Origin of the sequence: Sebaldella termitidis ATCC 33386, from assembly GCF_000024405.1 — a bacterium.
In the GTDB taxonomy this organism is placed as follows: Bacteria; Fusobacteriota; Fusobacteriia; order Fusobacteriales; family Leptotrichiaceae; genus Sebaldella; species Sebaldella termitidis.
In genome coordinates this window covers 3,162,651-3,179,937 of record NC_013517.1, presented here as the reverse complement: position 1 = coordinate 3,179,937, position 17,287 = coordinate 3,162,651, and the positions used below count along the sequence as shown (strand labels likewise).

Genomic DNA, 17,287 nt, shown 5'->3' with positions numbered 1-17,287 from the left:
AAAAAATAAGACTGATAAAGGAGGCAGTATGTATTTAGGTATAGATTTAGGGACTTCCGGGGTAAAAATAACAGCTATAGATAAAAACGGAGAAATAACAGCATCTTCATCCAGGGAATATCCTGTACATTATTCTAATAACGGCTGGTCTGACCAGAATCCTTCTGACTGGATAAAAGGTATAACAGACAGCATGAAGGAGCTTTCAGAAAAAATAAATATAAATGACATAAAGGGAATAGGAATATCAGGTCAGATGCACGGCCTTGTGATTTTGGGGGAAGATAAGGAAGTTTTATATCCTGTGATATTATGGAATGATCAGAGGACTGTGGAGGAATCAGAATTTTTGAATAATGAAATCGGAATGGATAAGCTCACGGAATATACTTCAAATATTTCATTTACAGGCTTTACTGCATCAAAGCTTCTGTGGCTCAAAAAAAACGAGCCCGAAGTTTTCAGTAAAATAAGACATATAATGCTTCCAAAAGATTATATAGGATATATACTTACAGGAAAATTTTATACTGATGTTTCAGATGCATCGGGAACTTTATTTTTTGATGTAAAAAATAGAAAATGGTCAGATGAAATGATAAAAATTCTTGAAATAAAAAAAGAATATCTGCCGGAAATTTTTGAATCATATGAAATTGCAGGTGAATTAAAGCAGGAGATCATGGATGAATTAGGAATAACTGTAAAAATTCCCGTGGCAGCAGGCGGCGGAGATAATGCCTGCGGTGCAATAGGTGCAGGAGTAGTGGAAGAGGATAAAATACTGGTTTCGCTGGGAACATCCGGAGTAGTTTTTATACCGCAGAAAAAATGGTCGCTTCCTGAAAAAAGCAGTATGCACACTTTTTGTGATTCAAGCGGAAAATACCATTTTATGGGGGTAATATTATCAGCAGCCTCATGTCTGAAATGGTGGATAGAGGATATTCATGACGGTAATTATGCGAAAATGCTTGATGAAGCGGAACAGTCGCCGGTTGGAAGCAATAACCTGTTTTTTCTTCCATATCTGACAGGTGAAAGAACACCACACTCAGATCCTTATGCTAGAGGAAGCTTTATAGGTCTCACCGCAGCACATACAAGGGGAGATATGACAAGGGCTGTAATGGAGGGAATAGTTTTTGCGCTTTATGATTCATATAACCTTGCTGACGGACTTAATCCGGATACAATAAGAATAATAGGCGGCGGTGCGAAATCAGAGCTGAGCAGAAAAATACTCACGGATGTTTTTAACATAAAATCAGAGGTACTGGCTATTCAGGAAGGACCGTCATACGGTGCGGCACTTCTTGCTTTATTCGGAACGGAAAATGAAAAAAATATGGATGAGAAGCTGAAAGAAATAGTAAAGATAACAGATATAATAGAGCCGGATCTGGAAAACCACAAAGAATATCAAAAAAGATATGAAGTTTACACAAGACTCTATAAAGCATTAAAAAATGAATTTTTTGAAATAAGCAGACTATAAAAGGGATTTATAAATTTATATTTTTTATAGGAAGATATTTAGTTTTATTATCTGAAATTAAATAATTTTGAATTTGAAAAAAGAAAAATTAGGAGTATAATATATTATTACGGAACAATCCGGTATTAGTGTAGGGAACTGACTATACTCAGCTAATATTACACTAAAAAGTAAACTGTAAAAGGAGAGAATTTTTATGGAATTAATTCAGAATAATTATCATAGAAAAATTTTGAGTTATATATATCTTGAAAAACAGATAACTAAGATACAGCTGTCTAAATTTCTTGATGTTACAATACCGACTGTAACTCTTTATTTGAACGAACTTATAAAAATGGGTCTGATAAAAGAAAGCGGGGTAATTAATTCCGAAGCAGGAAGAAAACCCGTTGTATTTGAAATAAATTCCCAAAACAGCTATACCATAGGAATTGAAATAAGACAGGAACTTATTACAGTGATAATACTGGATTTGGAATTAAATTTGATATATAAGTCGCAGGAAAATTATAATATAAATAATCTTCAGGAAGAATTAAAGAATCTTGTCTATAAATCAATAGTACACAGTAATATAAAAATGGAACAGCTTCTAGGCATAGGGATAGCGTTTCCGGGAATAGTAAATGACAGAAAGCTGAAATTCGAAGAATCGCCTATAGTAGACATAAAGGAGTATTCACTTGAAGGACTGAAAGAATCTTTTAATATACCGATATATATTGGGAATGAAGCAGACTATGCGGCATATGCCGAGAATCTTATAGGCAGTTCCAAAAAATATAAGAATTCTATTTATCTTTCTGTACATGAAGGGATAGGGGGAGGAATAATTCTGGAAAATTCTCTTTATTCCGGAGGTCTTCAGCATGCAGGCGAAGTGGGACATATGGTGATAGAATATAAAGGACGGGAGTGTGAGTGCGGAAGACATGGCTGCTGGGAAAAGTATGTTTCTTCCAATATAATAAATAAAATAATCAAGGATAACAGCCTTGCAGGTGTAGATCCACTTCTTGACATATATCTGAATAAAAGTGATGATGTTATTTTTCGACAGATGGACGAGTATTTTGATTATCTTGCAGCAGGAATAATGAATCTTTTTCTTATATTTGATCTGGATTGTATAATAATCGGAGGTATTCTTGCACCTTATGAAAAACAGATACAGAATCTGCTTATAGAAAAAATAAAAAATGAAAACTGCAAGCTGGAAAAAAATGCCGAAAAAATTGTTTTTCCGCAATTACTTACAACAGCTTCTGCAATAGGAGCCGGTATTATTCCTTTGTCGAATATTTATGATTTTGATCTGATATTAAAAAGCGGAGTATAAGTTATTTGGAAAAGAAATTTATTAAAATATAAAAAAATCCCTGAAAATTCCAGGGATTTTTTAATGTATATAAGTATAAGGATTATCTGTACCGGATATAATCTAAAAATTGCTTAACTGCAAGTGAAGTATTTTTTTTGTCTCTTAATCCCAGTGCTATTTTTCTATATGCAGGAATTTCCAGCTCTTTTGTTACAATTCGATATGGAATCCGCTGTAAAATAAGCTGCGGCAAAATACTGATACCTAAACCGCTTTCTACCATGGACATAATAGCATAGTCATCCCACGTAGTAAAATGAATTTTAGGTGTAATATTATATTTTTCAAATATATCGGCAGTATCGGCTTTTACGCTTCGTTGAAGCAGCATAAAAGGATATTCGCATAATTCCTTGACAGGAAAATAATCACAGTCTGCAAGCGGATGATTTTCAGGCAGTACGACAAGCAGTTTATCTTCCTCAAGAAGAAAAGTTTCAAATTCCGGAAGTGTAGGAAGACGGACAAAGCCAAAGTCTACACGTCCTTCAGAAATCCACTTCTCTATTTCGGCATAGTCACCCAGCAGCAGTTCATAATCAATATTAGGATAATCTTTTTGAAATCTGCTGATAATTTTGGGCAGCCAGTGGGTAGCCACGCTTGAAAATGTTCCGATTCGAATAAGACCGGACTTCAGACCATTTAGTTCTTCGACCTGTGTCTGTAATTTCCTGTATTCACTGCACATGCTTTTAGCAAAAGGAAGGAGCTTCAGACCGTCAGAGGTAAGACGTACACCGGAACGTCCGCGTTCAAGGAGTGATACACCCCATTCTTTTTCAAGATCGTTTATCATACGGCTGATGCCGGACTGAGAATAATTAAGCATTTCAGCCGCTTTTGTAAAACTTCCGTATTCTACAGTTTTAATAAATGCAATATATTTTTGAATATTCATATCCATGTTATCTGCTTCTCCTTTATATCTGATTTTGTCATGATAAGTATGATTATAATTCGTTTTTGTAATTTATAAATTTATGATACACTATATTTATATAAATTTCAAGAATAAAGGACAGGAGGAGTAATGTTTTATATAAGTGAGATATCTAAGACGGCACCGGTGAAATTTCATACAATACTGCAGAAAAAAACATACAGAATACTGCAAAATCTTAATATACCGTTTGAACGGGTTAGTACTGATGAAGCAGTTACAATGAAAGACTGTCTGGGGATTAATAAAAAGCTGGATATGGAAATGGTAAAAACACTGTTTTTATGTAACAGAAATGAGACAGAGTTTTATTTATTTATTACAGCAGGGGATAAACCATTCAGATCAGGAGATTTTAGCAGTGCTTTAAATATATCGCGTGTTTCATTTGCTCCTGTGGAGTTAACCGAAAAGACGCTGGGAGTAAAAATCGGAGCTGTAACTGTTTTCAGTGCTGTTCTTGATAAAAATAATAAAATAAAAGTTATTTTTGATAAAGATGTGGCAGACAAAGAATACTGTGGCTGCAGTGACGGAACAATCACAGGATATATGAAAATCAAGACAAAACATATTATTAATAAATTTTTGCCGTTTACAGGACATATTCCCGTTATAATAGAGGTATAAATATGAAGCAGTATAAAAACAGAATGGTAATAAAGATAGAAGGAACTTCATTTATTGGTAAACAGAAAAACGGTTCAGTTTTTTTTGAGGAGCTTGTTTCAATATTGGCAGATATTCAAAATATGGGCTATGAGCTTATTCTTATACCTTCCGGTGCACTTACCGCAGGTATGGATACACTGAGTATGAAAACAAGGCCTGAAAATATAAGACAGAAGCAAATGGCGGCAGTAGTGGGGCAGTGCAGTATGCTTGATCTATATGACAGTTTTTTTAATGATTATAATAAAGTAATAGCACAGATTCTTCTAAATGCAGAAGATATAAAATCCGCAGAAAAAAAGAAAAACCTTTCAGATACTATAAATACCCTGCTTGAAATGGGAATCATTCCGATAGTAAATACAAACAGCATTGCCGGCTGTATTGAACCAAGGACGAAAGAACTGCTGTTTGAAGATGATGATATGCTTGCAGTGGTAATTGCAGCATTGTGTAAAACTCACAAACTTATAGTTTTGTCTGATGAGTTCTTTCCTTATAAAAAAATCTTTCAGAATATTAATATCAGGGAGTTGAGCTTTACAGCCAAAACCAGCAGCGGAAAAAAATATCAATCATTGAAAAATGAAAAGCAGGAATTCAGGAAAAAGATGTCAGCATTAAAAGCAGCAGAGAGCTGCGGGGTTGAGACGACTATCTTAAATATTGGAAATTTATTGTCATTATATGAAGTCATAAAAAATTAAGGCAGGGCAGTTTTTTAGCACTTTCTGAGGATAAAAAATATAATAAACTTATTAGTTATAAATTTTAAAGCATTATATAAGTTATAAAACTAAAAAAGATGATCTCTTTATTACAGTGATCATCTTTTGATATTTAGTATATAAATATTTTATTATTTAATCTCTTGAGTATGCCAGTCAAGATTAGGCCACTTTTCATTATGACATATAATTTTGAATGATGACGAGAGAAATTTCTGTATCTCTTCAGAAGGATTTTCACTTTCAAAAACCGGTTTTAACGGAAGAAAAAATTCTGATTTTTCTTTTGAAAAATATCCGGATCCTTCAGGCTTTGCATCTTCATATTCGGAAGCTTTTATCGGATAAATCAGTATATAGAAATAAGGAAAACCGTCAATGGTATCATCAAAGGCGTAACCGAATTCTATCATCTGTTCGTCAAATCCTATTCTGGCAATAATATCCGTAGTTTCATACGGAGCAGGAATGCCGGAAAATATAGTAGTGCCGAGATCAAAGGTTCCCCAGTAAAACTTAGGCATTACTTTTTTTGAACGAAAAGGGGAAATAAAAACATTAAGTTCATGGTATGCGAATAAGATCATTTCAAAGGCATTTTTAGCAGATTCATGATCATATGTTATTTCCTTTGTATTATCTTCAAAGCGTACTTTGGTATTCATTTCCTGAGGGATTGTATTAATAGGAATTTCAAGCCGGAGAAAGTCCAGCAGTTCCATAAATTCTGCATATATACCAGAAACAGAAGTTTTATCCTTTAATACAAAAAATTTTGAATTTCCGCGGTTATCATAAATACTCACTTCGGATTGATAAAAATCCAGAAGGATTTCAAAATTAACACCGTTTTTATAAAGAAGTCCCGTTTTAAAGCCGTGAGGATAAACCTCAAGAGGAACATTTGCCCATTCGGGCTGTACAGGTGTGGATGCCAGTTTTACTTTACCCATCATCTGAACAAGATGATGGAGTGTATCATAAGTATCTTTCCAGTCAGATCTGTTAACTATTTTCATTTGACCTCCTATATATTACTGTATTCATATTTTTATTATATTAAAAAAAGATAAAAAATATAACTTATTTTATCATTAAAAAGAAGTAATTTGTAATAGAAGTATTATATTTGTAGATAAAAATAAATAGTAATTTAAATAAATTAACGATATTGTTCATACAAATATAATTTTATTTAATATATATTTTATTTTATAGATAAAAAAATTTTGGTTAATAAAAAATAGAAAACAGAAAATATTTTTTATAGAAAAAGTAATATTAAATTTATAAAAAAGTTAAAAGTTAAACTTGACAAAATTTGTATGGTAAACTATAATTAATACAAAACTAGAGAAAGAGGGGTTACACATGGGAGAACTTAAGGAATATATGGCAAGTATTTTTAAGGAAATCACAGAAAACGGACCCTATTATATAAATTTACTTATACAGCATCTGAAAATATCAGTATTTTCAATAGTTATTGCAGTAATTTTAGGAATCACAATAGGAATATATATTTTTTATAATAAAAAAATTCGCAGTCTGATACTGGGAATTACAAACGGAATTTATACAATACCGTCAATTGCAGTGCTGGGACTGCTTATACCACTTGTGGGGATAGGCTTTTGGAATGCATCTGTCACACTTATAATATACGGACTGCTTCCGGTAATAAGAAATACTTATACAGGACTGGAAAGTACAGATAAAAAAATAATAGAAATTTCAGAAGGAATGGGAGCTACTGAATTCCAGACTTTTAAAAATATCCGCCTTCCTCTTGCAATGCCTATTATTATCTCAGGTATCAGAACAGTAGTTATTATGACAATATCACTTGCAGGTATAGCATCATTTATCGGTGCCGGCGGCTTGGGACAGGCAATATACCGCGGGATCAATACTAATAATTCAGTTTTGATAGTAATTGGAAGTTTGCTTATAGCAATACTGGCAATTGTTCTGGATTATTTTTTGAATGTAGTAGAGAAAAAAGCATTTAGAAAAGTAAACGGATATCGTGAACTAAAAGCAGGACAGACAAAAAGAACTGCATTGATACTGGGAACAGCAGCAGCGGCAATATTAGTTTTTACAATATTTTCAAAAGTTTACGGACCGAAACCGGGAGGAGCAGACGGAAAAATAATAACTATAGCAACGAAGCCAAGTGCAGAACAGCTTATACTCGGTGAGATGGCAAGCCTGCTTATAGAGAAAAACACTAAAATACATGTAGAGAAGAAATTCAGTATAGGCGGCGGAACATCAAATATTCATCCTGCAATGGTAAAGGGAGAAGTGGATATGTATCCTGAATATACGGGAACTTCCTGGCTGTTCGTGCTAAAGCATGAAAAGGCCCTTCCAAAGGATGAAATGTATGCACAGCTGAAAAAGGAATATGAAGATAAGTTCAATTTTGAGTGGCTTGGTCTTCTGGGCTTTAATAATACTTTTACACTTTCTATGAAAAGAGAGGAAGCAGAGAAAAATAACATAAAAACTTTTTCAGATCTGGCAAAGGCAAGTAATCAATACAGATTTGGGGCGGAGTTTGATTTTTTCGAGAGAGAGGATGGATATCCGGGACTGAAAAAGGTGTACGGTTTTGATTTCAAAAAGCTGGTTGAACTGGATATAAATCTAAAATATAAGGCTATGGAGGGAAAAGAGGTAGATGTGATAAATTCATTTTCTACAGACAGTCTGATAAAAAAATATGATCTTGTAACATTACAGGATGATAAAGATTATTTTCCTTCATATAATGCAGGATTCGTAATAAAAAAGGAAACGCTGAAAAAATATCCCGAAATAAAACCTTTGATAGAAAAGCTAAACGGAATGTTAGATGATGAAACTATGACAAATCTGAATTATCAGGTAGAAGTAGAGAATAAAAATCCTCAGGATGTGGCAAGAAAATTTCTTGAAGAAAAGGGGCTGATAAAATGACAGTAATAGAATTTGAAAATGTCAGCAAGTCATATGAAAAAGACAAGCCTGTGATAAAAAATCTTGATCTTAAAGTAAAAAGGGGCGAGTTTATAACTATTCTGGGGACAAGCGGAAATGGGAAAACAACTCTTTTGAAAATGGTAAACTGTCTTGAGAAAAAAACTTCAGGAAGTCTGAAAATACTGGATAAAGAAATAGAAGCATGGGATAAAACAGGGCTGAGAAGAAAGATAGGTTATGTGGTACAGAGTATAGGACTTTTTCCTCATTTGAATACTGAGGAGAATATCAGCTACGTTCTTACACTGCAGAATAAATCTTCCGAGGAAAAAAGAAAAAAGGCAGAGGAACTTCTTGAGCTTCTGAATCTGCCGCATGATTATCTGAAAAAATATCCGCGTGAGCTGAGCGGCGGAGAGCAGCAAAGGGTTGGAATAGCAAGAGCTCTTGCGTCAAGTCCGGAAATAATGCTTATGGATGAGCCTTTTGGGGCTTTGGATGAGATAAACAGAAGAAAGCTTCAGGAACAGGTAAAAAAGCTTCAAAAAGAGCTGGGACTTACAATTATGCTGGTTACTCATGATATAGAAGAGGCTTTTACGCTGGGAAGCAGAATTATAATTATGCATAACGGAAAAATAGAACAGATAGGTACAAAGGAAGAGTATTACCAAAGTGAAAATACAAAATTTGTAAATGAATTTTTAAGTGAGAAGCTAAAATTTGTGTATATAAAAGATAATGATATAAGCTTGAATGAGTTAAAAAATTTAAGATAAAATATAATATATAAAATGAGCATATTAAGTATGTTCATTTTTTCTGAAAAATAAAAAATATATGTTATAATTATTGAAATAATAAAAATGGAGGAATTTGATATGCCTTTAATAACAATTGAAAGCGGGAAATTAACTAAAGAGCAGAAATCTGAGCTCATAAACAGTATTACCAGAACAGCCTCGGAAATAATGAGTGTTCCGGAAGAGTTTTTCTTTATCAGTATCAATGAGTTATCTGATGAAAATATAGGAATAGGCGGAAAAACAATAGACAAAATAAAAAAAGAATATAAACCAAAATAATTAAATAAAGCTGTGAAATGGGAAATAATACATTTTACAGCTTTATTTTTTAGCAGCAGTTTAGTAAAAAATTTCTTACATATTACAATATTATCAGCTAATGCTGCATTCTATTTTATTTCTTAAAAAAACTTCTTTATATTCTTTTAGATCTTCTGCATATATTTGCTTAGTATTTTCAAATTCATACTTCCTGTTTAAAAATTTGTACTTAGATTTTCCGAATTGATGAAACGGAAGAAGCTCTACTTTATTTATATTATACAGTTTTAATAAACGGGAGAAATTTTCAGCATCCTTCAAAGAGTCATTATATCCGGGAATGATTGGTATTCTGAATAAAACATTCTTTTTTTTCAAAATAGCATGCTTTATATTCTTCAGAATCGGTTTCAGAGAGACACCTGTTTTTTTTATATGCTCGGAATTATCATAATGTTTTATATCAATAATAAGCAGATCAGGATATTCTGTAAAGTTATTGAAAATTTCCGGTGATGAAAATGCGGAAGTTTCACAGGCAGTATGTATGTTGTGTTTTTTACACTCTTTCAGCAGCTCTGCTGCAAATTCAGGATGTGAAAGTACCTCACCTCCTGAAAGAGTCACGCCGCCTTCTGATTCAATATAATAATCCATATCTTTTAAAATTATTTCCATGATTTCTTCCACAGTTTTACATTCACCTGTAATAATATAATCCTTTTTTATTTTATCCCATATAGGTTCCGGCTTGAAGCTCTGTGACTCAGGATTGGAACACCACATGCAGTTCAGGGGACAGCCCTTGAAAAACACAGTTGTCCGAATTCCCGGTCCGTCATGAATGCTGAATCTCTGTATATTAAAGATGCAGGATTTTATCTCATTGTTCATAAAAAATCTCCTTTATATGTAATAGTATAATATTTAGTCAAAAAAATCATATATGCTATTATAACTTAAAAATATACTTTTGTAAATAAAAAATGATTCAATATGAATCATTTTGAATAAAAATGATTTGACATGATATAAAAATGGTGGTATACTTTTTTTAAGGTGAAGGATGACACGAAATTCATATTAGTTCATTTTTGGTAAATTAAAGAGGAGGTGTATTGTGAACTGCAAAGATAATGCATGTTTTTCATATTTAGATTGAATCAGAAGAAATTATGGCAAAAATGAAAAATAATGAACAAATACCGTTTGAAATAAGGTATAATTATAGGTAGTTAAAAATAATATTTTTTTTAAAAGGAGAGATAAAACATGCTGGCAAAAGAACGTTTATTATATATTATTAAGAGACTGCAGGCTCAACCATCTATAAGTGTTGCTGATCTTTGCAAAGAATTACAAGTGTCAAAATCAACTATTCAAAGAGATTTGAAAATTCTGGAAGATGAAGGAAAAATTTCAAGAGAACGAGGAGGTGCTGTCCAAAAAAATCTGGATGAGATAATGAGTGACCTCACAGAAATACCGGTTATTGAAAAAGTAGATATACATGCAGAAGAGAAAAAGGCTATCTGCAGGGAAGCTGCCAAGGTGGTAAAGGATGGGGACCTTATATTTCTTGATTCAGGTACAACACCGCTTTATCTGATACCTTATATTCAGAATAAAAAAATAAAGATCGTAACGAATTGTTATCTTACTTTGGCAAGATTACAGGGATGCGATGCACAGATATATATGTTGGGAGGATTATATATACCTAAATATGAAGTATGTTCGGGACCAAGCACAATAGAGCAGTTAAAGCAGTTTAGATTTGACCATGCTTTTATTGGTGCTAACGGTATTGATCTGGAGCTTGGCGAAGTATATTCAAGTGAATTTGAAATAGGTGCCCTGAAAAAGGCGGTTATGAAAAGAAGCAAAGATTCTTATTTACTTGTAGATGATTCGAAATTTTCACTTGCAGGTATCTGTACCTTTGGATACTTCTCTGAATTTACCCATATTTATGTAAATGATTTTCCTAAAAATGAAAAAAGAAGCAAGAACATCATTATATGCAAATAAGGAGGAAAACTTTAATGAAAACTAATGATCCAAGAAAGAAAGAGATATTGGAGTCATTTAGAAACGGACTTATAGTATCCTGTCAGGTACAAAAGGACGAACCTATCTATACAAATGACATGGTAGTAAAAATGGCACAGGCGGCGAAATGGGCAGGAGCTGTGGGGATCAGGGCAAATACCCCTGAGCAGATAAGACTGATTAAAGAGAATTGTGATTTACCAATAATAGGATTGTATAAAATATGGCATGAGGATACTGATGTATTTATTACGCCTACGCTTGAAGCATGCAGAGAGGTATGGGAAGCTGGTGCAGATATAATAGCACTTGACTGTACTTCACAGCTGACTCATGAAAAAACCAAGGCATGGGATCTTCTTCCGATAGTGAAACGAGAGATACCAGAAGCAATTATTTTTGCTGATGTAGCTAATTATGCCGAAGCAAGACGTGCTATAGACAACGGAGCGGATATAGTAGCTCCTACATTATACGGCTATACTGAAGAAACTAAGCATATAGAGGGCGCTAATATGAGAGAATTCGCAAGAATGTGCAGAGACTTTAAGGATGAAGCATATGTACTTATGGAAGGGCATATATACACACCGGAAGAGGCTATGGAATGTCTTTATCTCGGGGCACATGCAGTAGTAGTAGGAAGTGCCATAACAAGACCGCATCTGACTGCAAAAAGATTTGTAGATTTACTTGGGGGATATCAGGATAACTGGCGTGATGCCGAAAGGAGCAAACATTAAAATGAAAAAGATAAATATATCTGGTGCACAGAATGTAGAAGTCAGTAAAAAACTTCCGTGTGAAAAGTCAACGGCAGAACAGCTGGATATTATGGAGGAATATACTTCGGTTCATAAAGCATCGTTACATTTATCCAAAGAAAAAAGAGAAATAAACTGTCTGAATGTTATTTTTCCCAGATTATTCAGAAATATAGAAGAAGATGATCTGATAGCTGGAAGACTTGATTTTCTTCCCGTAGGATTTGGTTCTGTTACATCTGTAGGAGGTGTGGGGCATTATTGTGTTTTTGACAAACTACAGAAGTTTCAAAGTGAACTTGTATCAGAAGAGGATAAAAAGCGTGTCGATAAAATCGGAAAATATTGGGAAGAGCATGATGTAAAAGCTCTATACTGCAAAGATGTGCTTACTGAAGATACCATAGGAAGATTTATAGACTGTAATTATCCTTTGATGGCAACAGCGAGACTCAGCGGGATGATGCTTGATTATCCGAAGCTTCTGGATAACGGAATTGATGGTCTGAAAAATATCATAAAAGATAAACTGAATAAATCCGCAGAAAATGAATTTCTAAAGATTGCATTGGAAACACTGGATTTATATGAAAAAACAGTTGATTATGAAAGAAAGCTTATCGCCAAGGCAATGAAAAATGCAGGAGAAGAGAGATTAAAAGAGCTCCTTCTTATAGATGAGAGTCTGTCTGCAATAAGAAATAACAAACCCAAAACTTTTCATCAGGCATTGCAGATGTTCTGGCTTTATGCTTTACTTGCCGGCTGTATTAATTATGGACGTCTTGACGACTATCTCGGTCCGTATCTGAAACATGATCTTGAAACAGGGCTTATAACAGAGGAAGATGCTTACAGATATCTAAAGTCACTGTGGACATTAATAGAAAACAGAAGAACAACGGTAAACGGGCGAATAATTACCGGCGGCTACGGACGTAAAAATATAGAAGCAGCGGATATTTTTACACGTATAGCTCTAAAGGTAACAAAAGACTGTAAATATGTAGAGCCGCAGTTTACCTTGAGAATAACAAAGGAAACACCGCAGGATATTATGGATATGGCATATGACTGTATAGGTGAGGGTGTAACATATCCCACGCTTTATAATGACGAGATAAATATTCCGGCAGTAATGTACAGCATGCGTGTGGACAGAGAAACAGCAGAACAGTATGTACCTTTCGGGTGCGGCGAATTTGTTATTCAGGGTCAGAGTGTAGGAACCCCGAATATACTTATAAATTTACTAAAAATTTTGAATATTACTTTGAATAAAGGGATAGATCCCATGGACGGTAAAAAAAAATCCGGAAATATAATTATGAAAGATCCGGATGAATACAGAAGCTTTGATGAGCTTTATTCCAAGTACAAAGAGCTGCTGGATTATTATCTTGATTTATCTGCTGATGCACAATATCACAGTTATGAAGTAATGAACAGGGAAGTATCCTTTATGTTTGCGAGTATACTTACTAATGACTGTATAAGCAGGGGAAAATCTATTTTAGACGGCGGGGTAAGATATCTAGGCGGTACGAATGAGACATACGGTAATATTAATTCCAGCGATGCACTTTATGCTATTAAAACATTGGTTTTTGATCAGAAAAAATATACATTGAAAGAATTAAACGAAGCTGCTCACCATAATTTTAAAGGATATGAAAAAATACGCGAGGAATTATGGAATTGCGGTAAATACGGAAATGACATAGAGGAAGCAGACGAACTGGCAAATGATCTTTATGAATTTGTTGCTAAAGGAAACAGGGACAGAGGGCTTAAAAAAGGTATGGATTATTTTCTTATTGTAATAAGCAATAACCAGACAAATACAGAATGGGGAAGAAAAACATCAGCATCTCTTGACGGAAGATATTCGGGACAGTTTATGAATCCTGCTAATAATCCGCAGGGAGGAGCAGATAAAAACGGTCCTACAGCACTGCTGAATTCACTGTCCAGATTTGATGCAAAGTATCATGGAGGCTCTGTTCAGAATATAAAGTTTACTCCGAATATGTTTAATAAAAACAGAAAAATAATAAAATCATTATTCGATACTTATTTTAAAAAGGGAGGATGCCACTTAATGGTAACTGTGGTAGATCGGGGAGTTCTCAAAGATGCACAGGATCATCCGGAAAAATATCCTGATCTTGTAGTTAGAGTAAGTGGTTTTAGTGCAATATTTGTAAATCTTGAAAGAGATGTACAGGACGAGGTAATGAGCAGGGTGCTTTATGACGCATAGTAAGATTTAGGAGGAAAAAATTATGTTTTTAAGAATAGATGACAGATTAGTACACGGACAGGTGGTAACAGCGTGGATAAAGCAGCTTAATGTCAAAAGTATACTGGTAATAGATGACCTGGCAGCAGGTAATCCTATTATTTCGAAGGCACTGACTATGGCTACGCCTAAAAATATAAAGCTGGTAATAAAATCAGTAGAAGATGCCAAAAGCTGTCTTTGTGATTTTGAAGAAAAGGATCTTCTTATAATAACAAAGGCACCTGTTAATGCTAAAAAGGTAATACAAGAAAATCTGTGTTATGAATGGAAAATGAATGTGGGTAATATGGGGATGGACGCCGGGAGAAAGAAATATGCACAGACAGTGTATCTTGACGAAGAAAATTATGCAGCTATAAAAGAACTGGAAGCAATAGAAAATATTGATATTTTTATGCAGACAGTTCCCGGACAGACAGTAACAAAATTTTAAAAAAGGAGAAAAAGTATGACACTATTGCAGGCAATTTTAGTTTCACTTTTTGCATATCTTGCATGGATAGCAACTCCGTGGCTGGGAGGACAGGGTATTTCCTATCATGTATTTGGAAAACCTTTGGTTGCAGGACTTATTGTTGGTATAATTATGGGGGATGTCAGAAACGGCGTTATTATAGGGGCTACAATTAATGCTTTATATATAGGGGCGGTTACACCGGGAGGTGCAATGTCATCGGATATAAATTTCGCAGGCTATGTGGGAACAGCACTTGCTCTGTCTACAGGAGTGACAGCGGAAATGGCTGTATCGATAGCTGTGCCCTTGGGACTTGTAGGAACCTTTGTATGGCAGCTGTTTGCTACAATAAATTCGTTTTTAGTACATAAAACAGATGAATATGCCTTAAACGGTGAAGTAGGAAAACTTACTTTTATGACATTGGGACTTCCGCAGATTATTGCACTGGTATTAAGATTTATTCCGGCATTTCTGGTACTGTATTTTGGTGCATCTATTGCACAGAATCTGGTTCAGCTGATTCCAGAATGGCTTACTAATATCATTACAGTAATAGGAGGAATGCTTCCTGCTTTAGGGATGGCCGTGCTTTTGAAAATGCTGCTGTCATCTCCGGCTTTGATAAGCTATTTTATAATTGGGTTTATTGCTGTTACAGCATTAAATCTTCCTATCTTTACAATAGCTCTTATAGGAATAGCACTTGCTCTGATCAGTTTTTTGAATAATTCAAGCAGGGAGGCGGCGGATGTCTGAAAATAATATGAAAAATGAAGTGACAAAGAAAGATTTATATAAAGTAGGAGTAAGATGGCTTATGTCCAATACTTCGGCATGGAACTGGGAAAGAATGCAGAATGTGGCCTTTGCCTGGAGCATGGTTCCTGTACTAAAGAAAGTAACCAATACAAAAGAAGAATTAGGACATGCTTTAAGCAGACATATGAGCTTTTTCAATACTGAGCCTACTATAGGAACACCGCTTATAGGTGCTGTTGCAGCTATGGAGGTACAGAAATCAAAGGGAGAAGATATTCCGGATGATGTATTTAATGCAATAAAATCAGGCTTAATGGGACCGATGGCAGCTCTGGGAGATTCATTGTTTGCAAGTACGGGAAATGCGCTTCTTTTGAGCTTTGGGATGGGGCTGGCTCTTGAGGGAAATATTTTAGGTCCTGTAATGTTTGCAGTAATATGGACAGCAATAACAATTGGATTCTCAATGTGGGGAATACAGTTCGGCTTTAAAGAGGGAATGAAAATAATGGATTCCGAGATTTTCTCTCCGGAAATGATAAGTAAGGCAACGGCATTTCTGGCTATATTAGGATTAACAGTGGTAGGCGGACTGTCAGCGCAGTTTATTTCACTTAAAACAAAAATAGCATGGGGAAACGGTGAAAGTGTAACAAAGCTCCAGGATATTTTTGACGGACTTATGCCGGGGATTCTTCCGTTTATACTGGTAATGGTCATATGGTATCTGCATGATAAAAAAAATATATCTGTGATGAAGCTTCTTTTGCTTCTTATATTAATCGGAGCAGCAGGATCATTAATAAGATTATTTTAAACGGAGGGAAAGAATGATAAATATTTTGGTAATGTCACATGGTGAATTTGCCGAAGGAATATGCAAATCGGCAGAAATGATAATCGGAGAGCAGGAAAATCTGAAAACAGTGATTTTTAATCCCGGAGAATCTCTGGATACACTTGTGGAAAAGTTAAAAAAAGCAATTAATGAATTTGATAATGATTTCTCTCATTTACTGCTTGTAGATATATTTGGCGGTTCACCTTCGAATGCTACAGCACTTCTGCTTGCTGAAAACTATAAAATAAATGCTGTTTCGGGTGTAAATCTTCCGATGCTGCTGGAAGCACTTACTGAAAGAGAGAATACTGCTGCGGATATGCTCGTGAAGCAGCTGAAAGCAGCAGGGAATGAAGGGATTATTGATATAACAGAAGCATTTAGTGCAGAGTGAAAAATATAACTATTTTATAAAAACGGCAGGAAATGAAAATAAAACATTTCCTGCCTTGTAGAATAATTATTCAAATAAAAGACAAAGCTTAAATTAATGGAGAACTAAGAAGCAATGGCTATAATTAACACATACCAATAAAAATAATAATTTTTCTTCATAAAACTCCTTTAAAAGATCTGGAAACAGATCTTTTTTATTTTTATAAAAATCTATAATTAAGTCTGAAATGCTTTATTTTTGAAATTTCAGGGTTTGTGGTCAGTCTTCCATGAGTTCAGTTATTATCTCATCTTCTGCATTCATAATAAGTTTGCCAGGCATTCTGTAATGGCGGTACTTTTCCATAATCATTTTGCATTTTTCTTCCGATCTGTCCAAAAGCATAAAGCTGTGCATAAATATAATATATTCCTTTCGCTTTAAGTATTAAAATGAGAAATATTCAAT

The 17,287-nt window shown here is 34.3% G+C and carries 18 protein-coding genes; 14 read left to right on the top strand and 4 right to left on the bottom strand.

Features of this window, described 5'->3' with window-relative positions:
• The first annotated feature begins 28 nt into the window (after positions 1–28).
• Together xylB and STERM_RS14955 are read left to right on the top strand one after the other, a co-directional pair.
• Entirely contained in the window at positions 29–1,498 is a 1,470-nt protein-coding gene (xylB, locus tag STERM_RS14960) for a xylulokinase (protein WP_012862462.1), read from the top strand.
• A 196-nt stretch (positions 1,499–1,694) separates the two neighbouring features.
• Positions 1,695–2,840, top strand: coding sequence for an ROK family transcriptional regulator (locus tag STERM_RS14955; protein ID WP_012862461.1), 1,146 nt, complete (start codon positions 1,695–1,697; stop codon positions 2,838–2,840).
• An 82-nt stretch (positions 2,841–2,922) separates the two neighbouring features.
• Here the strand turns inward: STERM_RS14955 and STERM_RS14950 are convergent, their stop codons facing one another.
• Complete coding sequence (locus STERM_RS14950) at positions 2,923–3,789, bottom strand: LysR family transcriptional regulator (protein ID WP_012862460.1); 867 nt, start codon at positions 3,787–3,789, stop codon at positions 2,923–2,925.
• A 126-nt stretch (positions 3,790–3,915) separates the two neighbouring features.
• Between STERM_RS14950 and STERM_RS14945 the strand changes: the two genes are divergently transcribed.
• Both STERM_RS14945 and STERM_RS14940 read left to right on the top strand, forming a co-directional pair.
• Positions 3,916–4,455 carry a prolyl-tRNA synthetase associated domain-containing protein gene (locus STERM_RS14945; protein WP_012862459.1) on the top strand — a complete coding sequence of 180 codons (540 nt, stop codon included), beginning with the start codon at positions 3,916–3,918 and terminating at the stop codon, positions 4,453–4,455.
• A gap of 2 nt (positions 4,456–4,457) precedes the next feature.
• Complete coding sequence (locus STERM_RS14940) at positions 4,458–5,204, top strand: amino acid kinase family protein (protein WP_012862458.1); 747 nt, start codon at positions 4,458–4,460, stop codon at positions 5,202–5,204.
• 152 nt (positions 5,205–5,356) lie between these two features.
• Here the strand turns inward: STERM_RS14940 and STERM_RS14935 are convergent, their stop codons facing one another.
• A complete protein-coding gene (locus STERM_RS14935) occupies positions 5,357–6,244 on the bottom strand; it encodes a DUF5996 family protein (protein ID WP_012862457.1) in 888 nt (295 codons plus the stop codon).
• Between the two features lie 352 nt (positions 6,245–6,596).
• Here STERM_RS14935 and STERM_RS14930 point away from each other — a divergent pair, with 352 nt between their 5' ends.
• The 3 genes from STERM_RS14930 (at position 6,597) to dmpI (ending at position 9,280) form a co-directional block, all read left to right on the top strand.
• Positions 6,597–8,192 carry an ABC transporter permease/substrate-binding protein gene (locus tag STERM_RS14930; protein WP_012862456.1) on the top strand — a complete coding sequence of 532 codons (1,596 nt, stop codon included), beginning with the start codon at positions 6,597–6,599 and terminating at the stop codon, positions 8,190–8,192.
• Positions 8,189–8,974: an ATP-binding cassette domain-containing protein gene (locus STERM_RS14925; protein WP_012862455.1), complete on the top strand. Its 786-nt coding sequence runs from the start codon at positions 8,189–8,191 to the stop codon at positions 8,972–8,974. The genes STERM_RS14930 and STERM_RS14925 overlap by 4 nt, the downstream gene beginning before the upstream one ends.
• A 102-nt stretch (positions 8,975–9,076) precedes the next feature.
• The gene (gene dmpI / locus STERM_RS14920; protein WP_012862454.1) at positions 9,077–9,280 is read left to right on the top strand and encodes a 4-oxalocrotonate tautomerase DmpI; all 204 of its coding nucleotides are present in this window, start codon (positions 9,077–9,079) and stop codon (positions 9,278–9,280) included.
• A 93-nt stretch (positions 9,281–9,373) separates the two neighbouring features.
• On the opposite strand, the gene STERM_RS14915 is transcribed toward dmpI, so the two are convergent.
• Positions 9,374–10,156 (bottom strand): glycyl-radical enzyme activating protein, encoded by a 783-nt coding sequence (locus STERM_RS14915; RefSeq protein WP_012862453.1) that lies wholly within the window; start codon positions 10,154–10,156, stop codon positions 9,374–9,376.
• A gap of 378 nt (positions 10,157–10,534) precedes the next feature.
• Between STERM_RS14915 and STERM_RS14910 the strand changes: the two genes are divergently transcribed.
• Genes STERM_RS14910 through STERM_RS14880 form a run of 7 tightly spaced genes read left to right on the top strand, consistent with a single transcriptional unit; the run spans position 10,535 to position 16,837 of the window.
• Positions 10,535–11,293 (top strand): DeoR/GlpR family DNA-binding transcription regulator, encoded by a 759-nt coding sequence (locus STERM_RS14910; protein ID WP_012862452.1) that lies wholly within the window; start codon positions 10,535–10,537, stop codon positions 11,291–11,293.
• Between the two features lie 14 nt (positions 11,294–11,307).
• Positions 11,308–12,057: an N-acetylmannosamine-6-phosphate 2-epimerase gene (locus STERM_RS14905; RefSeq protein WP_012862451.1), complete on the top strand. Its 750-nt coding sequence runs from the start codon at positions 11,308–11,310 to the stop codon at positions 12,055–12,057.
• Between the two features lies 1 nt (position 12,058).
• The gene (locus tag STERM_RS14900) at positions 12,059–14,341 is read left to right on the top strand and encodes a pyruvate formate lyase family protein (RefSeq protein ID WP_041310042.1); all 2,283 of its coding nucleotides are present in this window, start codon (positions 12,059–12,061) and stop codon (positions 14,339–14,341) included.
• Between the two features lie 22 nt (positions 14,342–14,363).
• Entirely contained in the window at positions 14,364–14,816 is a 453-nt protein-coding gene (locus STERM_RS14895; RefSeq protein ID WP_012862449.1) for a PTS sugar transporter subunit IIB, read from the top strand.
• A gap of 15 nt (positions 14,817–14,831) precedes the next feature.
• Positions 14,832–15,599: a PTS mannose/fructose/sorbose/N-acetylgalactosamine transporter subunit IIC gene (locus tag STERM_RS14890; RefSeq protein WP_012862448.1), complete on the top strand. Its 768-nt coding sequence runs from the start codon at positions 14,832–14,834 to the stop codon at positions 15,597–15,599.
• A complete protein-coding gene (locus STERM_RS14885) occupies positions 15,592–16,419 on the top strand; it encodes a PTS system mannose/fructose/sorbose family transporter subunit IID (RefSeq protein ID WP_012862447.1) in 828 nt (275 codons plus the stop codon). The genes STERM_RS14890 and STERM_RS14885 overlap by 8 nt, the downstream gene beginning before the upstream one ends.
• Before the next feature lie 13 nt (positions 16,420–16,432).
• On the top strand, positions 16,433–16,837 hold the full coding sequence (locus tag STERM_RS14880; protein ID WP_012862446.1) for a PTS sugar transporter subunit IIA: 405 nt from the start codon (positions 16,433–16,435) through the stop codon (positions 16,835–16,837).
• A gap of 261 nt (positions 16,838–17,098) precedes the next feature.
• Here the strand turns inward: STERM_RS14880 and STERM_RS22290 are convergent, their stop codons facing one another.
• The gene (locus STERM_RS22290) at positions 17,099–17,236 is read right to left on the bottom strand and encodes a hypothetical protein (protein ID WP_169305415.1); all 138 of its coding nucleotides are present in this window, start codon (positions 17,234–17,236) and stop codon (positions 17,099–17,101) included.
• Positions 17,237–17,287 lie beyond the last annotated feature (51 nt).

Coding starts and splice junctions, on each gene's coding strand:
- STERM_RS14955 (WP_012862461.1), top strand. CDS start 1,695: ATGGAATTAATTCAGAATAATTATCATAGAAAAATTTTGAGTTATATA.
- STERM_RS22290 (WP_169305415.1), bottom strand. CDS start 17,236: ATGCACAGCTTTATGCTTTTGGACAGATCGGAAGAAAAATGCAAAATG.
- dmpI (WP_012862454.1), top strand. CDS start 9,077: ATGCCTTTAATAACAATTGAAAGCGGGAAATTAACTAAAGAGCAGAAA.
- STERM_RS14925 (WP_012862455.1), top strand. CDS start 8,189: ATGACAGTAATAGAATTTGAAAATGTCAGCAAGTCATATGAAAAAGAC.
- STERM_RS14945 (WP_012862459.1), top strand. CDS start 3,916: ATGTTTTATATAAGTGAGATATCTAAGACGGCACCGGTGAAATTTCAT.
- STERM_RS14895 (WP_012862449.1), top strand. CDS start 14,364: ATGTTTTTAAGAATAGATGACAGATTAGTACACGGACAGGTGGTAACA.
- STERM_RS14885 (WP_012862447.1), top strand. CDS start 15,592: ATGTCTGAAAATAATATGAAAAATGAAGTGACAAAGAAAGATTTATAT.
- STERM_RS14950 (WP_012862460.1), bottom strand. CDS start 3,789: ATGGATATGAATATTCAAAAATATATTGCATTTATTAAAACTGTAGAA.
- STERM_RS14880 (WP_012862446.1), top strand. CDS start 16,433: ATGATAAATATTTTGGTAATGTCACATGGTGAATTTGCCGAAGGAATA.
- STERM_RS14910 (WP_012862452.1), top strand. CDS start 10,535: ATGCTGGCAAAAGAACGTTTATTATATATTATTAAGAGACTGCAGGCT.
- STERM_RS14915 (WP_012862453.1), bottom strand. CDS start 10,156: ATGAACAATGAGATAAAATCCTGCATCTTTAATATACAGAGATTCAGC.
- STERM_RS14900 (WP_041310042.1), top strand. CDS start 12,059: ATGAAAAAGATAAATATATCTGGTGCACAGAATGTAGAAGTCAGTAAA.
- STERM_RS14890 (WP_012862448.1), top strand. CDS start 14,832: ATGACACTATTGCAGGCAATTTTAGTTTCACTTTTTGCATATCTTGCA.
- STERM_RS14940 (WP_012862458.1), top strand. CDS start 4,458: ATGAAGCAGTATAAAAACAGAATGGTAATAAAGATAGAAGGAACTTCA.
- STERM_RS14930 (WP_012862456.1), top strand. CDS start 6,597: ATGGGAGAACTTAAGGAATATATGGCAAGTATTTTTAAGGAAATCACA.
- xylB (WP_012862462.1), top strand. CDS start 29: ATGTATTTAGGTATAGATTTAGGGACTTCCGGGGTAAAAATAACAGCT.
- STERM_RS14935 (WP_012862457.1), bottom strand. CDS start 6,244: ATGAAAATAGTTAACAGATCTGACTGGAAAGATACTTATGATACACTC.
- STERM_RS14905 (WP_012862451.1), top strand. CDS start 11,308: ATGAAAACTAATGATCCAAGAAAGAAAGAGATATTGGAGTCATTTAGA.